Source organism: Bradyrhizobium sp. B025, from assembly GCF_042257955.1.
GTDB lineage: Bacteria > Pseudomonadota > Alphaproteobacteria > Rhizobiales > Xanthobacteraceae > Bradyrhizobium > Bradyrhizobium diazoefficiens.
Genome location: NZ_CP170150.1, coordinates 5,405,957 through 5,419,691, shown reverse-complemented (window position 1 = coordinate 5,419,691; position 13,735 = coordinate 5,405,957). Strand labels below are relative to the sequence as shown.

17 protein-coding genes are annotated in these 13,735 nt (G+C 65.5%); 12 read left to right on the top strand and 5 right to left on the bottom strand.

From position 1 onward, the window contains the following. Positions 1-52: 52 nt before the first annotated feature. Complete coding sequence (locus tag ACE10W_RS25420) at positions 53-970, bottom strand: branched-chain amino acid ABC transporter permease (protein WP_060908119.1); 918 nt, start codon at positions 968-970, stop codon at positions 53-55. A 277-nt stretch (positions 971-1,247) separates the two neighbouring features. Here ACE10W_RS25420 and ACE10W_RS25415 point away from each other — a divergent pair, with 277 nt between their 5' ends. Further along, a complete protein-coding gene (locus tag ACE10W_RS25415) occupies positions 1,248-1,433 on the top strand; it encodes a hypothetical protein (protein WP_028173403.1) in 186 nt (61 codons plus the stop codon). A 278-nt stretch (positions 1,434-1,711) separates the two neighbouring features. After that, positions 1,712-2,236 carry a hypothetical protein gene (locus tag ACE10W_RS25410; RefSeq protein WP_038967596.1) on the top strand — a complete coding sequence of 175 codons (525 nt, stop codon included), beginning with the start codon at positions 1,712-1,714 and terminating at the stop codon, positions 2,234-2,236. Here ACE10W_RS25410 and ACE10W_RS25405 read toward each other — a convergent pair. The 3 genes from ACE10W_RS25405 to ACE10W_RS25395 all read right to left on the bottom strand — a co-directional run bounded on the left by ACE10W_RS25405 (position 2,198) and on the right by ACE10W_RS25395 (position 4,928). After that, positions 2,198-2,590 (bottom strand): carboxymuconolactone decarboxylase family protein, encoded by a 393-nt coding sequence (locus tag ACE10W_RS25405; RefSeq protein WP_011088415.1) that lies wholly within the window; start codon positions 2,588-2,590, stop codon positions 2,198-2,200. The two genes, ACE10W_RS25410 and ACE10W_RS25405, sit on opposite strands and share 39 nt — an antisense overlap. Before the next feature lie 127 nt (positions 2,591-2,717). Then, positions 2,718-3,500, bottom strand: a complete 783-nt coding sequence (gene pcaD, locus ACE10W_RS25400; RefSeq protein WP_028173405.1) for a 3-oxoadipate enol-lactonase — start codon at positions 3,498-3,500, stop codon at positions 2,718-2,720. Between the two features lie 72 nt (positions 3,501-3,572). Continuing rightward, positions 3,573-4,928 (bottom strand): 3-carboxy-cis,cis-muconate cycloisomerase, encoded by a 1,356-nt coding sequence (locus ACE10W_RS25395; protein ID WP_110116509.1) that lies wholly within the window; start codon positions 4,926-4,928, stop codon positions 3,573-3,575. Between the two features lie 172 nt (positions 4,929-5,100). Here ACE10W_RS25395 and ACE10W_RS25390 point away from each other — a divergent pair, with 172 nt between their 5' ends. The 8 genes from ACE10W_RS25390 (at position 5,101) to ACE10W_RS25355 (ending at position 11,969) form a co-directional block, all read left to right on the top strand. Beyond that, on the top strand, positions 5,101-5,547 hold the full coding sequence (locus ACE10W_RS25390) for a carbon monoxide dehydrogenase subunit G (RefSeq protein ID WP_375762045.1): 447 nt from the start codon (positions 5,101-5,103) through the stop codon (positions 5,545-5,547). A 135-nt stretch (positions 5,548-5,682) separates the two neighbouring features. After that, the gene (locus ACE10W_RS25385) at positions 5,683-6,168 is read left to right on the top strand and encodes a (2Fe-2S)-binding protein (protein WP_027560187.1); all 486 of its coding nucleotides are present in this window, start codon (positions 5,683-5,685) and stop codon (positions 6,166-6,168) included. Positions 6,169-6,204: 36 nt separating this feature from the next. Continuing rightward, the gene (locus ACE10W_RS25380) at positions 6,205-7,011 is read left to right on the top strand and encodes a xanthine dehydrogenase family protein subunit M (protein ID WP_028173408.1); all 807 of its coding nucleotides are present in this window, start codon (positions 6,205-6,207) and stop codon (positions 7,009-7,011) included. 62 nt (positions 7,012-7,073) lie between these two features. Next, entirely contained in the window at positions 7,074-7,982 is a 909-nt protein-coding gene (locus tag ACE10W_RS25375) for a MoxR family ATPase (protein WP_011088409.1), read from the top strand. Positions 7,983-8,126: 144 nt separating this feature from the next. Further along, complete coding sequence (locus ACE10W_RS25370) at positions 8,127-9,329, top strand: VWA domain-containing protein (RefSeq protein WP_162603621.1); 1,203 nt, start codon at positions 8,127-8,129, stop codon at positions 9,327-9,329. Positions 9,330-9,340: 11 nt separating this feature from the next. Then, entirely contained in the window at positions 9,341-9,664 is a 324-nt protein-coding gene (locus ACE10W_RS25365) for an XdhC family protein (RefSeq protein WP_008564652.1), read from the top strand. 2 nt (positions 9,665-9,666) lie between these two features. Continuing rightward, positions 9,667-10,368, top strand: coding sequence for an XdhC family protein (locus ACE10W_RS25360; RefSeq protein ID WP_028173410.1), 702 nt, complete (start codon positions 9,667-9,669; stop codon positions 10,366-10,368). Beyond that, positions 10,365-11,969, top strand: a complete 1,605-nt coding sequence (locus tag ACE10W_RS25355) for an NTP transferase domain-containing protein (protein WP_060908112.1) — start codon at positions 10,365-10,367, stop codon at positions 11,967-11,969. Before ACE10W_RS25360 ends, ACE10W_RS25355 begins: the two co-directional genes overlap by 4 nt. Before the next feature lie 140 nt (positions 11,970-12,109). Here the strand turns inward: ACE10W_RS25355 and ACE10W_RS25350 are convergent, their stop codons facing one another. Beyond that, a complete protein-coding gene (locus ACE10W_RS25350) occupies positions 12,110-12,601 on the bottom strand; it encodes an avidin/streptavidin family protein (RefSeq protein ID WP_375762044.1) in 492 nt (163 codons plus the stop codon). A 186-nt stretch (positions 12,602-12,787) separates the two neighbouring features. Between ACE10W_RS25350 and ACE10W_RS25345 the strand changes: the two genes are divergently transcribed. Together ACE10W_RS25345 and ACE10W_RS25340 are read left to right on the top strand one after the other, a co-directional pair. Continuing rightward, complete coding sequence (locus ACE10W_RS25345) at positions 12,788-13,177, top strand: DUF4189 domain-containing protein (RefSeq protein WP_011088403.1); 390 nt, start codon at positions 12,788-12,790, stop codon at positions 13,175-13,177. A gap of 121 nt (positions 13,178-13,298) precedes the next feature. After that, positions 13,299-13,709: a DUF2000 family protein gene (locus tag ACE10W_RS25340; RefSeq protein WP_375762043.1), complete on the top strand. Its 411-nt coding sequence runs from the start codon at positions 13,299-13,301 to the stop codon at positions 13,707-13,709. The last annotated feature ends 26 nt before the right edge of the window (positions 13,710-13,735 follow it).

Genomic DNA, 13,735 nt, shown 5'->3' with positions numbered 1-13,735 from the left:
GTGCGGCTTGCGTGCTTGGTCTCGTGCGGAATGGCTGTCACGCGGCGGTCCGTCAGACTTTTTCGACTTCGGGACGGCCGAGCAGGCCGGTCGGCATGAAGATCAGCACGACGATCAGGATCGAGAATGCCGCGACGTCCTTGTATTCGACCGAGAAATAGGCCGACCAGAACGTCTCGATCAGGCCGATCGCAAGGCCGCCGAGCATGGCGCCCGGCAGCGAGCCGATTCCGCCGAGCACGGCTGCCGTGAAGGCCTTGATGCCGGCGACGAAGCCCATGAAGAAATCGACCAGGCCGTAATAGAGCAGGTACATGAAACCCGCGACCGCGGCGAGCGCGGCGCCGATCACGAAGGTCATGGAGATGGTGCGGTCGACGTCGACGCCCAGCAGGGCCGCCATGGTCTGGTCCTGCTCGCAGGCGCGCATATCGCGCCCGAGCCGCGTGTGCGACACCAGCCAGGTGAAGATCGCCAGCAGCACGATGGTTGTGATGACCACCATGATCTGGATGTTGGAGAGCTGGATGACGAAGCCGTCCGCGCTCTCATGCAGCGTGTAGCCGCCGGTGATGAAGGGCGGGATCGGCTTGACGCGGGCGCCTTGCGCCACCTGCGAATAGTTGGTCAGCACGAACGACATGCCGATCGCCGACAGCATCGGGGCGAGACGGAAGGAATGCCGCAGCGGCCGGTAGGCGATGCGCTCGATGGTCCAGCCATAGAGCGCCGTGATCGCCATCGCGACCAGCAGCACGACGAGCAGGATCACCGGGATCGCGGTCACGCCGAGCGAGATCAGGATCAGGAAGGTGATCAGGGCGATGAAGCCGCCGATCATGAAGACGTCGCCATGGGCGAAGTTGATCATGCCGACGATGCCGTAGACCATCGTGTAGCCGATCGCAATCAGGCCGTAGATGGAGCCGAGCACGAGGCCGTTGATGAGCTGCTGGGCGAAATAATCCATAGGCTGCCGTTACCCAAACTTGACGCGGGCTCAAAGGGAGCTCTTCGAGAGAGTTCTTGGGCCCCGGCAGCCCTTGAGCATTCTTCTCGTTTTGTAACAGGAGGGAACTGGCGGCCGCAACTGGGCAGGCCTAGGCATAACGGCTTGTACAGAACTCATTTGGTTCCGGATGTCGTCTCCCGGTTCCGCAGCTGCGAGGAACCGGGTTCCGCGTGGCAACCAAATCCGAGGGCGGTTGTTAGCTTCCCTCTGACGTCCAACAAGGGAGTTCCCCCCGATGACGAAGCAGCAGAACCAGAATCCGGGTCAGCAGACTCAGAACCCCGGCCAGCAGCGCCCAGGTCAGCAGCCAGGGCAGCAGCAGGGCGGTGGGCAGAAACCCGGACAGCAGCAGCAGGATCCGATGCGCCAGGGTGACAAGCCCGGCCAGCAGCATGGTGGCCAGCGCGGTCAGGACAACTAGTTTGGGAGCCCAGTGAGTGAGCAGGAGTGAAGAAGGGCCCCGCTGCAAGGTGGGGCCTTTTTTCGTTGCTTGGCGTCATTCCGGGGCGGCTCGAAGAGCCGAGCCCGGAATCTCGAGATTCCGGGTCTGGTGCTGACGCACCATCCCGGAATGACGACGTGTGCGGGTGCCCTGTTAAGGTAAACAAAGGGTTTAAATTGCCGCCACGGACTGATGCGAGTTAGCTCCCGGCAAAGCCTTCCCATTGAAGGCGCGTGGCAGGCGAAGCGGGAAGCGGCATGTTCAGGAATTGGCGGATCGACTCGGTCAACGGCGCGCTGCTGGCGGCCTATTTCATCCCCGCCTGGACGCTCGTCGCCTTCAACATCATGGTGGCGCCGGTGCACGGCCTCTACGAGCGGCCGAGCGTTGCTGTCGCGCTGTTCCTCAGCGACCATCTCCAGATGGCGGGGATGGACACGGTACGCGCGGCCTGGCTGCTGGCGCTGGGACGGCTGACCGTGGTGGCGTTCTTCGCGATCTACCTCGCGCTGCTGTGCATTCCCCGCGTCCGCAGGAATGGCGGTAGTGACGAGGCGCTCGGCATTGCGCTGGCGATCGGCAGCGTGATCTCGTTTGCGAGCATGGTCATGGCCTCGAAGGTCGGCGAGATGGACGCGCTCCGGCTGCACGCGACCGAGCTCTTGCTGCTGCTGGGGGCTGCGATCGTGATGGTGATCGAGCGCCCTGTGGCGGCACCCAAGAGCGCCGAGGCCGCCGCGCCGCTAGGTCTTGAGCAGGCCGAGCTCCTGCACAATCGCTGAGGCCTCCTTGACGGCGTGGTTCGCCGCCGGCACGCCGCAATAGATCGCCTGCTGGAGCAGGATTTCCTTGATGTCGTCGGGCGTGAAGCCGCCCTCGGCGAGCGCCGCGCGCACATGCAGGCGGAATTCGTCCCATTGTCCGAGCGCGACCATGGTGCCGATGACCAGCACCCGCCGTGTGCGCTCGTCGAAATGCGGCCGCGTCCAGATCTCGCCCCAGGCGTAGCGCGTGATCAGATCCTGGAAATCGGTGTTGAAGGCATTGCGATTGGCGACTGATTTGTCGACCCAGGCATTGCCCAGCACCTTGCGGCGCACGTTCATGCCGGCATCGCGGCGCTTCTGGTCGTCCATGGTGTTTCTCCGGACCAGTCATCCCGGGGCGCCTCGAAGAGGCGAACCCGGAATCTCGAGGTTGTGAATGCCGATCGAGATTCCGGGGGCGATGCTTTGCATCGCTCCGGAATGACGACAGGCGCAATCAGCGTTGCGTCAGGAACCCCACCACCGCATCGGTGAACGCGTGCGGCTGTTCGACATTGGAAATATGGGCGGCGTCGATGATGGTCATGTTGGCGCCGGGAATTTTCGAGCGGATCAGTTCACCCGCCGAGATCGGCGTCGCCATGTCGTGGCGGCCGGCGATCACCAGCGTCGGGCTCTTGATCTTTGGCAGCAGCTCGCGCTGGTCGAGCGTCGACAGCGCCTCGCAGCAGGCGAGATAGCCCTCCACGGGTGAGGCGAGCAGCATCGCTTTCATCCGGGCGGTGATGTCAGGCTCGCGCTCGCGGAAATCCTGGGTGAGCCAGCCCGCGATCACGGCATCGGCCACCGCCGCGATGCCGCCCTTCTTCACGGCATCGATGCGTTCCAGCCATTTGGTCGGCTCGGCATAGTAGCAGGAGGTGTTGGCGAGGATGAGCTTGCCGAAGCGCTCCGGCGCATTCGCGCCCAGCCATTGTCCCACCATGCCGCCCATCGACAGGCCGCACCAATGCACCTTCTCGATGTTGAGATCGTCGAGGATCGCCAGCACGTCGCGGCCGAAGCGCTCCATCGTGTAAGGGCCGGGGGGAACGTTCGACTTGCCGTGACCGCGGCGGTCATAGCGGATGACGCGGAACACCTGCGTCAGCGCCTTCATCTGCGGCTCCCACATCTGAAGCGTGCAGCCGAGCGAATTGGACAGCATCAAGGTCGGCCCGCCGTCGCGGCCTTCGACGGAGACGTTGATCAGGCAACCGTCGGCATCGATCATGGGCATGCGGCGTCTCCGTTCTGGAGCATGATCCGGAAAAGTGTGGAGCGGTTTTCCGAAGGGATCATGCTCAAACAATCAATCTCGCTCGAGGCTGTCGAGCAGCCGGTCGATCATGGCTTGGGAAGCCCCTTGATAGGCCATCGGCTCGAACAATGCCGCAATTTTTTCCGGCGAAAGATGCGCTGTGACCTGCGAATCGGCCGCGAGAACCTCGCGCAGATGCTTCTTCTCGGCGACCGCGCGCTTGCTCGCGGCCTCGATGAGATGATGCGCATCGCTCTTGCCGATCCTCTCGGCCAGCGCAAAGGTGACCGCCTCGGCCATGATCAGCCCGTGCGTCGCATCGAGATTGCTGCGCATGCGCGCGGCATCGACGTCCAGGCCCTCGGCGATGTCGACGATGGCGGCGAGCGCGCCCGAAGTGACCAGCATCAGTTGAGGCAGCGTCGGCCATTCCGCATGCCAGGGGCCGGCGCTGCGCTCGTGGTCCTGTACCTGCGCGGCAAAAATCGTCGCGGCGAGCTGCGGGGCCATGGTGGCACATCCCAGCGCGCTTGCGGCTGCGACAGGGTTGCGCTTGTGCGGCATGGTCGAGGAGCCGCCGCGGCCTTCGCCGGCCGGCTCGAACGCCTCGGCGACATCGGTCTGCATCATCAGCGAGACGTCGCGCGCGATCTTGCCGCAGCTTCCGGCGAGAATCGCAAGGGCCGATGCGGCTTCCGCGATGCGGTCGCGATGGGTGTGCCAGGGTGCTTCCGGCAGCGGCAGGTTGAGCTCTTGCGCCAGTCGCTCCGCGACGACGAGCCCCTTGTCGCCGAGGGCCGCGAGCGTGCCGGCCGCGCCGCCGAATTGCAGCGCGAGGCCGTCGCGGGAGAGCCGCCTGAGGCGGCAGCGGGCGCGGGCAAGACTTGCGGCATATTCGGCGGCCTTGAGCCCGAACGGCATCGGCAGCGCGTGCTGGAGCCAGGTCCGCGCCACCATTGCGGTGTTGCGATGATTGCGCGCCAGTGCGGCAAAACCCTTGATGGCGCGGCTGAGGTCGGCATCCAGCGCGTCGATGGCGGCGCGCAGCGTGAGCATGGTCGCGGTGTCGATGACGTCCTGGCTGGTCGCGCCCCAATGCACGTAGCGTGCGGCCTCCGCATCGGCCTTCGCGACGTTGGCGGTCAGCGCCTTGACCAGGGGAATCGCGAGATTGCCGGACCGTGTCGCGGCCTCGGCCAGCGCGGCGATGTCAAAGGCATCCGCCTTGCAGGCGGCTTCGATCGGGCCCACGGCGGCCGCGGGAATCACGCCGGTGGCGGCTTCGGCGCGCGCCAAGGCTGCCTCAAAATCGAGCATGTTCTGGAGCGTTGACCGGTCGTCGCAGACGGCGCGCATGGCGGCGCTCGACAGCATCGGCGCAAGCAGGGGGGAGAGGGCTGTGCTCATGTTGCGCGGGACCTAACCATCATGGCCCGCCTGTGCCAATCCAAAACCGACCGCGCAAGATTTTTTGCAGTTGCGAATATGCATTGCACGTGGCCGGAGGCCGCCCTTTCCTTTGCGGCCTACGTGCGTTACTTGAACAGCATTATAATTGCACGATCCCGGGAGGCACCCCATGGCCATGACGATGAACGGCGAAGTCCAGCTTGCGGCGCCGCGCGAGGCTGTGTGGGCCAAGCTCAACGATCCCGAGGTGCTGAAGGCCTGCATCCCCGGCTGCGAGGAGCTGGAGAAGACCGACGACGGCGGCTTTCGCGCCACAGCGAAAATGAAGGTCGGCCCGGTGTCGGCGCGCTTCAAGGGCAAGGTGACGCTCTCCGATCTCGATCCGCCGAACGGCTACAAGATCTCCGGCGAAGGCGAGGGCGGGGTGGCGGGCTTTGCCAAGGGCGGCGCCGTGGTCAAGCTGGCGGAGAAGGACGGCGGCACGCTGCTCTCCTACGACGTCGAGGCGCAGATCGGCGGCAAGTTGGCGCAGCTCGGACAACGCCTCGTCAACGGCGCCGCCAAGAAGCTGGCCGACGAGTTTTTCGCGAACTTCGCCAAGGCGGTACAGGGCTGAAGGCTATCGCCTTTCGGCATGGCGCCTTGCGTCCGGGGTGATGTTGCCCCGGGGCATAATGGCCCATATGATGGGTTGGAATAATTATAAGAACCGCTTCGACGGGACCCGTCGGGGCGCTGATAGAGAGTGCTTATGGCGAAAATCTCCCTCATCGTGAACGGCAATCCTGTGACGGCCAACGTCGATCCCCGCACGCTTCTGGTGCAGTTCCTGCGCGAGAATCTGCGGCTGACCGGCACCCATGTCGGCTGCGACACCTCGCAGTGCGGCGCCTGCGTCGTGCATCTCGACGGCAAGGCCGTGAAGTCCTGCACCACGCTTGCCGTGATGGCTGACGGCCACGAGGTCAAGACGATCGAGGGGCTGGCTGCCGACGGCGCGCCGCTGCATCCGATGCAGGAAGCCTTCCGCGAGCACCATGGCCTGCAGTGCGGCTTCTGCACGCCCGGCATGATCATGACCGCGATCGACATCGTCCATCGCAAGGGGCACGAGGTCGACGACCACACCATCCGCGAGGAGCTGGAAGGCAATCTCTGCCGCTGCACCGGCTACCAGAACATCGTCGCCTCGATCTCCGCCGGCGCCAAGGCGATGGCGAAATCCGACCTCGCCTAAATCGACACGCGCGCATCCCGCGATCAGGACATTCAGATGTACGAATTCAAATATCATCGCCCCGGGACCGTTCGGCAGGCCGCCAACCTCCTGGTGAAGAACGAAGACGCCAAGGTGATCGCCGGCGGTCACACGCTGATTCCGGTCATGAAGCAGCGCCTCGCGAGCCCTCCGCATCTGGTCGACCTCTCCCACATCGAGGGGCTCAACGCGATCGAGATGAAGGGCCGCTCGCTGGTGATCGGCGCCACCGCCAAGCACGCCGAGGTCGCGACCTCCGCCGTCGTCGGCGAAGCGATCCCGGCGCTCGCGAGCCTTGCCGGCGGAATCGGCGATCCCGCCGTGCGCCACAAGGGCACGATCGGCGGCTCGCTCGCCAACAACGATCCGACCGCGGACTATCCGGCCGCGGTGCTTGCGCTCGGGGCGACCATCGTCACCAACAAGCGCCGCCTCAAGGCCGAGGAGTATTTCCAGGGCCTGTTCACGACGGCCCTCGAGGCCGACGAGATCATCACCAAGGTGATGTTCCCGCTGCCGAAGAAGGCCGCCTACATCAAATTCCGCAACCAGGCCTCGCGCTACGCGCTGGTCGGCGTGTTCGTGGCGCGGCGTCCGTCGGACGTGCGCGTTGCCGTCACCGGCGCCGGCTCCGAAGGCGTGTTCCGCGTCACCGCGTTTGAGGAAGCCCTGAAGAAGCGCTTCTCGGCGAAAGCCCTTGATGGCATCGAGGTGCCGGCCGAGGGTCTCAACAGCGACATCCACGGCAGTGCCGAATACCGCGCGCACCTCATCGGGGTGCTGACGCGGCGGGCCGTCGACGCCGCCAATGCCAAGGAATGATGGGCCTCACCAACTGGCCCAACGACTTGCCCCGGTGAGGGCGTAACCAAGACTGGCCTTTCATGACTTCAGCCGCCCTGCCGGCATCGGTTGATGCGATGCTCGAACTCCTGACGTCGCGCGGCTATCTCGCCGAGCGGTCGCTGGCGACGGTGACGTATCTGTCGCTGCGCATGGGCCGGCCGCTGTTTCTCGAAGGCGAGGCCGGCGTCGGCAAGACCGAGATCGCAAAAGTGCTGTCGGCGGCGCTGGGGCGGAAGCTGATCCGCCTGCAGTGCTACGAAGGCCTCGACGTCTCCTCGGCCGTGTACGAGTGGAATAGCGCCGCGCAGATGATCGCGATCCGGATGGCGGAAGCCGCCGGCGACACCGATCGCGATCAACTGTCGAGCGACATCTTCGCCGACCGCTACATGATCAAGCGGCCGCTGCTCCAGGCGCTGGAGCCTGACGTCGCGGGTCCGCCGGTGCTCCTGATCGACGAGCTCGACCGCGCCGACGAGGCGTTCGAAGCCTATCTCCTGGAAATCCTCAGTGACTTCCAGGTGACCATTCCCGAATTCGGCACCGTGAAGGCGCCGTATCCGCCGATCGTCATCATCACCTCCAACCGCACCCGCGAGATCCACGACGCGCTGAAGCGGCGCTGCCTCTATCACTGGGTGGACTATCCCGCCGCCGAGCGCGAGCTCGCGATCGTCAAGACGCGCGTGCCCGGCATCTCCACAAAGCTGTCGCAGCAGGTGGTGCGCTTTGTCCAGGCGCTGCGCAACCAGGACTTCTACAAGTCGCCGGGCGTCGCCGAGACCATCGACTGGGCCACCGCGCTGTCCGAGCTCGACGCCCGCTCGCTGACCCCGCAGGTGGTCGGCGACACGCTGGGCGCGCTGCTCAAGTACCAGGACGACATCACCCGCATGCAGGGCGACACCCTGCAGAAGGTGCTGAAGGAAGCGACGAGCGAGGATTGATCTCGCGTCAAATTGCGCCCGTCATTCCGGGGCGCGCGTAGCGCGAACCCGGAATCCATCGGGCCGCAGAGTTCGTGGATGAATGGATTCCGGGCTCGCGCCAAAGAGGCGCGCCCCGGAATGACGAGGGGATGGATACGACCCATGGCCATCAACCACCTGGCGCCCGAGCAGACCGAGCAGTTCGCCGACAACATCGTCGGCTTCGCCCGCGCGTTGCGCTCTGCGGGCATGCCGGTCGGGCCGGGCGCAGTGATCGATGCCATGAGCGCGCTCCAGGTGATCGACATCGGCAACCGCGCCGATGTCTTTGCCACGCTGGAGGCGATCTTCGTCAAGCGCCACGAGCATGCGCTGATCTTCAAGCAGGCCTTCAACCTGTTCTTCCGCGCCTCGGAGGAGTGGAAGCACATGCTGGATTCGGTGCCGCTGCCGGAGCAGGCCAAGAAGAAGCCGCAGGCCGGTGCGCGCCGCGTGCAGGAAGCGATGTCGCAGCCGCGCATGACGGAGACGCCGCAGCACCAGGAGCAGGATCTGCGCCTGTCGGTCTCCGACAAGGAAATCCTTCAGAAGAAGGATTTCGCCCAGATGAGCGCGGCGGAGATCAGCGAGGCCCTGCGCGCCGTCGAGCGGATGCGGCTGCCGCAGGCCGAGCTCCTGACGCGCCGGCACCGGCCCGATTCCCGTGGCCTGCGCCTCGATCTGCGCCGCACGCTGCGTGCGTCATTGCGCACCGGCGGCGACATCATCGACATTCATCGCCTGGGGCGGATCGAGAAACCGGCGCCGATCGTGGCGCTGCTCGACATCTCGGGTTCGATGAACGAGTACACCCGCCTGTTCCTGCATTTCCTCCATGCCATCGGCGATGCGCGCAAGCGCGTCTCGGTGTTCCTGTTCGGCACCCGCCTCACCAACGTCACCCGCGCGCTGCGCCAGCGCGATCCCGACGAGGCGCTGGCGAGCTGCTCGGCCTCGGTCGAGGATTGGGCCGGCGGCACGCGGATCTCGGCCTCGCTGCACAACTTCAACAAATTGTGGGCGCGCCGGGTCCTGAGCCAGGGCGCCATCGTGCTCCTGATCTCCGACGGGCTGGAGCGGGAGGCCGATTCCAGGCTCGCCTTCGAGATGGACCGACTGCACCGCTCCTGCCGGCGGCTGATCTGGCTCAACCCGCTGCTGCGCTTCGGCGGCTTCGAGGCCAAGGCGCAGGGCATCAAAATGATGCTTCCGCACGTTGACGAATTCCGCCCGGTACATAATTTGAGTTCGATCCAGGAGCTGATCACGACGCTCTCCCGGCCGCTGCCGCCGCATCACCGCAGCCTGATCCGCTCCGCAGCTTGAGAGGTTACCCCATGCTCGATCGCGACGAGGACATTCTGAAGGCGGCGGAGGACTGGCAGAAGGCCGGCCGTGGCGTCGCGCTCGCCACAGTCGTCGAGACCTGGGGCTCGGCGCCGCGCCCGGCGGGCTCGAGCCTCGTCATCAACGACGAGGGCACGTTCTTAGGCTCGGTCTCCGGCGGCTGCGTCGAGGGCGCCGTGGTCACCGAGGCCATGGACGTGATCGAGAGCGGCAAGCCCAAGATGCTGGAGTTCGGCGTCGCCGACGAGACCGCCTGGAATGTCGGGCTGTCCTGCGGCGGCACCATCCGTGTCTTCGTCGAGAAGGTCGGCTAGCCGTGAAGCTCGCGATTTTGCACGAACTCAATGCCGAGCGCGCCGCGCGCCGCCCGGCGATCCTGGTGACGGACACCGAGAGCGGCGAGCAGCGCCTGGTCAAGGCGCAGGATTTTGCGAAAGACCCGCTGCGCGTCGAGCTCGAAAAACAGCTTCGCATGGGCAAGAGCGCCAATGTCGAGGTCGGCGGCAAGAAGCTGTTCCTCAACGTCTACGCGCCGACCGCAAAGCTCGTCATCGTCGGCGCGGTCCATATCAGTCAGGCGCTGGCGCCGCTGGCGCGCTCGCTCGGTTACGACGTCACGGTCGTCGATCCGCGCACGGCCTTTGCAAGCGCAGAGCGCTTCCCCGACATTCCGCTGGTGGCCGAATGGCCCGACACCGCGCTGCCGCCGCTCAACGTCGATGCCTACACGGCTTTCGTCGCGGTGACGCACGATCCCAAGATCGACGATCCTGCGCTGCTGCACGCCTTCGAGCGCGGCTGCTTCTATATCGGCGCGCTGGGCTCGCGGAAGACCCATGCCAAGCGCGGCGACCGGCTGCGGGCGCAGGGCGCCAAGGACAGCGACATCGCGCGCATCCACGCGCCCATTGGCCTTGCGATCGGCGCCGTCTCGCCGTCGGAGATCGCGGTGTCGATCATGGCCGAGATCACGGCGGTGCTTCGGCTGCCACCCAAAGAAAAAGAAGAAGCGGCATGAAATTCGGCCCGGCGAGCCCCAAGGATGCGATCGGCGGGGTGACCGTCCACACCCTGCGCCAGGGACCGCTGGTGCTGAAGAAGGGCACGACGATCGGGCCCGCCGAGGTCGAGGCGCTGGAGCGCGCCGGCATCAAGGACGTCGTCGTGGTGCGGATGGAGGAGGGCGACGTCTCCGAGGATATCGCCGCCGCCAGCATCGCGCTCGCGGTCGGCGGCGAGGGCATCCATGTCGAGCGCGCCTTCACCGGCCGCGCCAATCTGTTCGCGGCATGCCCGGGCGTGCTGGTGATCGACCGCGCCGCGGTCGATCGCATCAACAATATCGACGAGGCCATCACCTTTGCGACGCTCACCGCCTACAAGCCGGTGGTCGAGGGGGAGATGGTCGGCACCGTCAAGATCATCCCGTTCGGCGTCGAGGGCGCTTTGCGCGACGCCGCGGTGAAGGCGGCCGGCCGGGACGTCCTGAAGATCGCGCCCTACGTGATCAAGCGCGTCGGCGTGGTCTCGACGCTGCTGCCGGGCCTGTCCTCCAAGGTGATCGACAAGACGCTGCGCGTCACCGCCGAGCGGCTGGCGCCGGCCGGCGCCGGCATCATCGCGGAGCGACGGGTCCAGCACGACGAGCACGCGCTGTCGGCCGCGATCAAGGAATTGCTCGCGCTCGGCGCGGAGCTCGTCATCGTGTTCGGGGCGTCCGCGATCGCGGATCGCCGCGACGTGATCCCGGCGGCCGTCACCGGGATCGGCGGCGAGATCGAGCATTTCGGCATGCCGGTCGATCCCGGCAATCTGCTACTGATCGCCCGCGCCGACGGCGTGCCGGTGCTGGGCGCGCCGGGCTGCGCGCGCTCGCCGGTCGAGAACGGGTTTGACTGGGTGCTGATGCGTCTGCTCGCCGGCATCAAGGTGACCCGCGCCGAGCTGATGGGCATGGGCGTCGGCGGGCTCCTGATGGAGATCGTCACGCGTCCGCAGCCGCGCGCGAGGCCCGAGATCGAGGGCAACAGCCAGGTCGCCGCCATCGTGCTCGCGGCTGGGCGCTCGACCCGCATGGGTGGGCCGAACAAGCTGCTCGCCGAGCTCGACGGCAAGAAGCTGGTGCGGATCGCGACCGAGCAGGCGCTGGCCTCCAAGGCATCCGAGGTGATCGTCGTCACCGGCCATCAGACCGAACTGGTCGAGCAGGCGCTGCAAGGCTTGAAGGTGAAATTCGTCCGCAATCCGGATTTCGCCGGCGGCATCGCGAGCTCGGTCAAGGCCGGCATCGCGGCCGTGCCCGAAGCTTGCGACGGCGCCGTGGTTTGCCTCGGCGACATGCCGCTGATCGATGCCGGCCTGATCGACCGTCTCATCGACAGCTTCGCACCGGACCGCGGCAATCTCATCGTCGTGCCCGTCAGCGAGGGCCGCCGCGGCAACCCCGTGCTGTGGTCGCGCCGCTTCTTCCGGGAGCTGATGACGCTCGATGGCGACGTCGGCGCGCGCCACCTGATCGCCAAGCACACCGAGGCGGTTGCGGAAGTGCCCGTCGACGGCGAGGGCGCGTTCCTCGACATCGACACGCCCCAGGCGCTGGAAGCGGCAAGACGGGGATAGTGTGTAGGGTGGGTTAGCCTTGCGGCTGCGCGCAAGCGCAGTCCGCTGGGCGTACCCCACCAACTTGGTCCCGCATTCGTTGAAGCGTGGTGGGTTACGCTGCGCTAACCCACGCTACGAAGCGGATTCGCTTCGCTCGCCTACTTCTTGGTGTTCGACAGCTTCTCGCTGCCGGCCTTCAGATCGACGCCGCTCTTGGTCAGGAGGGCGTTGTCGCCGCTGCTGAACGTGAACGTGTCGGCGCCCGCGCTGATGCCGTTCCACGCCACGGCTTCGGCGAGGGACAGATACCACAATCCCTGGAATCCCGTCGCATTGTTCAATTGCCCCGTCCAGACGGTGGTCGATCCGCAGCCGAGGAAGTTCACCGAGAAACTGATCGCAGTGCCCGTGTTGCCGTAGGCCAGCCAACCCGTCACACCTTGCGGCTTGCCCTCGTCACAACTGTTTGCAGCGTTGTTGGTATAGGTCCCCGCGATAGCACCCGTGTTCGAGTTGAAGCTGGTGATGGCCAGGGTCGAGCCATACTGGTTGGTCCAGGTCCAGTTCACCGACTGCGCATATGCGGGCAGGGGTCCGATCAGGGACGCCGACGCAATCATCGCCAAGAGCATTCCGTTGAAGTGACGCATGGTTGTTTCCTCCGGCTCTCTGCTTGGAGAGTCAACTACTTTAAATGATGCGCTTCACAAATACAACTAAAAGATGTATGAGATCGCTCGTGCGTCCGTCAGGGTTTTCAACCACTCGTTCACCATCTGGAAACGGTCCCGCGCTTAGAGTTCACTCCACCTGCCTTGGGGGGAGGGGTTTTTTCCATGGCTTCGAATGTCGTCGCGCGCCGTTGCGCGATGTTTTTCTTTGCGTTGTCTGTTTGTGTCGCGGGCGCTCGCCACATCACGGATGCACGCGCCGCCGGCGCGTTTGCGGTCGGCAAGTGCGGTGCCTATGGCCAGGCTTTCGATTACGGCGCCGAGCACGAGGCCCGCGCCGCGGCGCAGAAGCAGTGCAAGGGCGACTGCACGACGGTGACGATGAAGCGCGCCTGCGCGGCGATGTCCGTCGATCTGTCCAATCCTTGCGGTGCCTATGGCTATGCCGTCAAGCCGAAGATCTCCGCCTCGCTCAACGCCGCCACGCGCGAATGCTACAAATACGGCGGCAAGGAATGCGTGATCCGCGCCTGGGCCTGCGACGCGAAGGGTTGAATTCTCCTCCGTCATTCCGGGGCGTCGCGCAGCGACGAACCCGGAATCTCGTGCGATAATCTCCAGATTCCGGGTCTGCGCCTGACGGCGCATTCCGGAATGACGATTTGTGGAGACATGTATGCAGTTCGATACCAAGATCGCCGTGGTGATCCGCAGCGATCTCCATGCCTGGCAGAAGCTCAACGTCGCGGCTTTCCTCACCAGCGGCATCGCCGCCGCCTTTCCGGAATGCATCGGTGAACCCTATGAGGACGCCTCGGGCACGACATATCACGCGCTGATCGGCCAGCCGATCCTGATCTACGGCGCCGAGGGTCCGGCACTGTCGCGCGCGCTCGACCGTGCGCTCACCCGCAACGTGGTGCCGGCGGTCTACACCGAGGACATGTTCAAGACCACGCATGATGCCGCCAATCGCGAAGCGGTAAAGGCGGTGGCACGCGCGGACCTCAATCTCGTCGGGATCGCAATGCGCGCCGAGCGCAAGGTGATCGACAAGATCGTCGACGGGCTGAAGTTCCATAGCTGACGCGATCCGCACGTTGCGCCGCGTCG

Bases quoted from the DNA above. Each gene is read 5' to 3' on its own strand.
- ACE10W_RS25420 (WP_060908119.1), bottom strand. From the start codon at position 970: ATGGATTATTTCGCCCAGCAGCTCATCAACGGCCTCGTGCTCGGCTCC.
- ACE10W_RS25370 (WP_162603621.1), top strand. From the start codon at position 8,127: ATGGCCATCAACCACCTGGCGCCCGAGCAGACCGAGCAGTTCGCCGAC.
- ACE10W_RS25405 (WP_011088415.1), bottom strand. From the start codon at position 2,590: ATGGACGACCAGAAGCGCCGCGATGCCGGCATGAACGTGCGCCGCAAG.
- ACE10W_RS25380 (WP_028173408.1), top strand. From the start codon at position 6,205: ATGTACGAATTCAAATATCATCGCCCCGGGACCGTTCGGCAGGCCGCC.
- ACE10W_RS25410 (WP_038967596.1), top strand. From the start codon at position 1,712: ATGTTCAGGAATTGGCGGATCGACTCGGTCAACGGCGCGCTGCTGGCG.
- ACE10W_RS25385 (WP_027560187.1), top strand. From the start codon at position 5,683: ATGGCGAAAATCTCCCTCATCGTGAACGGCAATCCTGTGACGGCCAAC.
- ACE10W_RS25350 (WP_375762044.1), bottom strand. From the start codon at position 12,601: ATGCGTCACTTCAACGGAATGCTCTTGGCGATGATTGCGTCGGCGTCC.
- pcaD (WP_028173405.1), bottom strand. From the start codon at position 3,500: ATGCCCATGATCGATGCCGACGGTTGCCTGATCAACGTCTCCGTCGAA.
- ACE10W_RS25340 (WP_375762043.1), top strand. From the start codon at position 13,299: ATGCAGTTCGATACCAAGATCGCCGTGGTGATCCGCAGCGATCTCCAT.
- ACE10W_RS25355 (WP_060908112.1), top strand. From the start codon at position 10,365: ATGAAATTCGGCCCGGCGAGCCCCAAGGATGCGATCGGCGGGGTGACC.
- ACE10W_RS25365 (WP_008564652.1), top strand. From the start codon at position 9,341: ATGCTCGATCGCGACGAGGACATTCTGAAGGCGGCGGAGGACTGGCAG.
- ACE10W_RS25390 (WP_375762045.1), top strand. From the start codon at position 5,101: ATGGCCATGACGATGAACGGCGAAGTCCAGCTTGCGGCGCCGCGCGAG.
- ACE10W_RS25375 (WP_011088409.1), top strand. From the start codon at position 7,074: ATGACTTCAGCCGCCCTGCCGGCATCGGTTGATGCGATGCTCGAACTC.
- ACE10W_RS25345 (WP_011088403.1), top strand. From the start codon at position 12,788: ATGGCTTCGAATGTCGTCGCGCGCCGTTGCGCGATGTTTTTCTTTGCG.
- ACE10W_RS25415 (WP_028173403.1), top strand. From the start codon at position 1,248: ATGACGAAGCAGCAGAACCAGAATCCGGGTCAGCAGACTCAGAACCCC.
- ACE10W_RS25395 (WP_110116509.1), bottom strand. From the start codon at position 4,928: ATGAGCACAGCCCTCTCCCCCCTGCTTGCGCCGATGCTGTCGAGCGCC.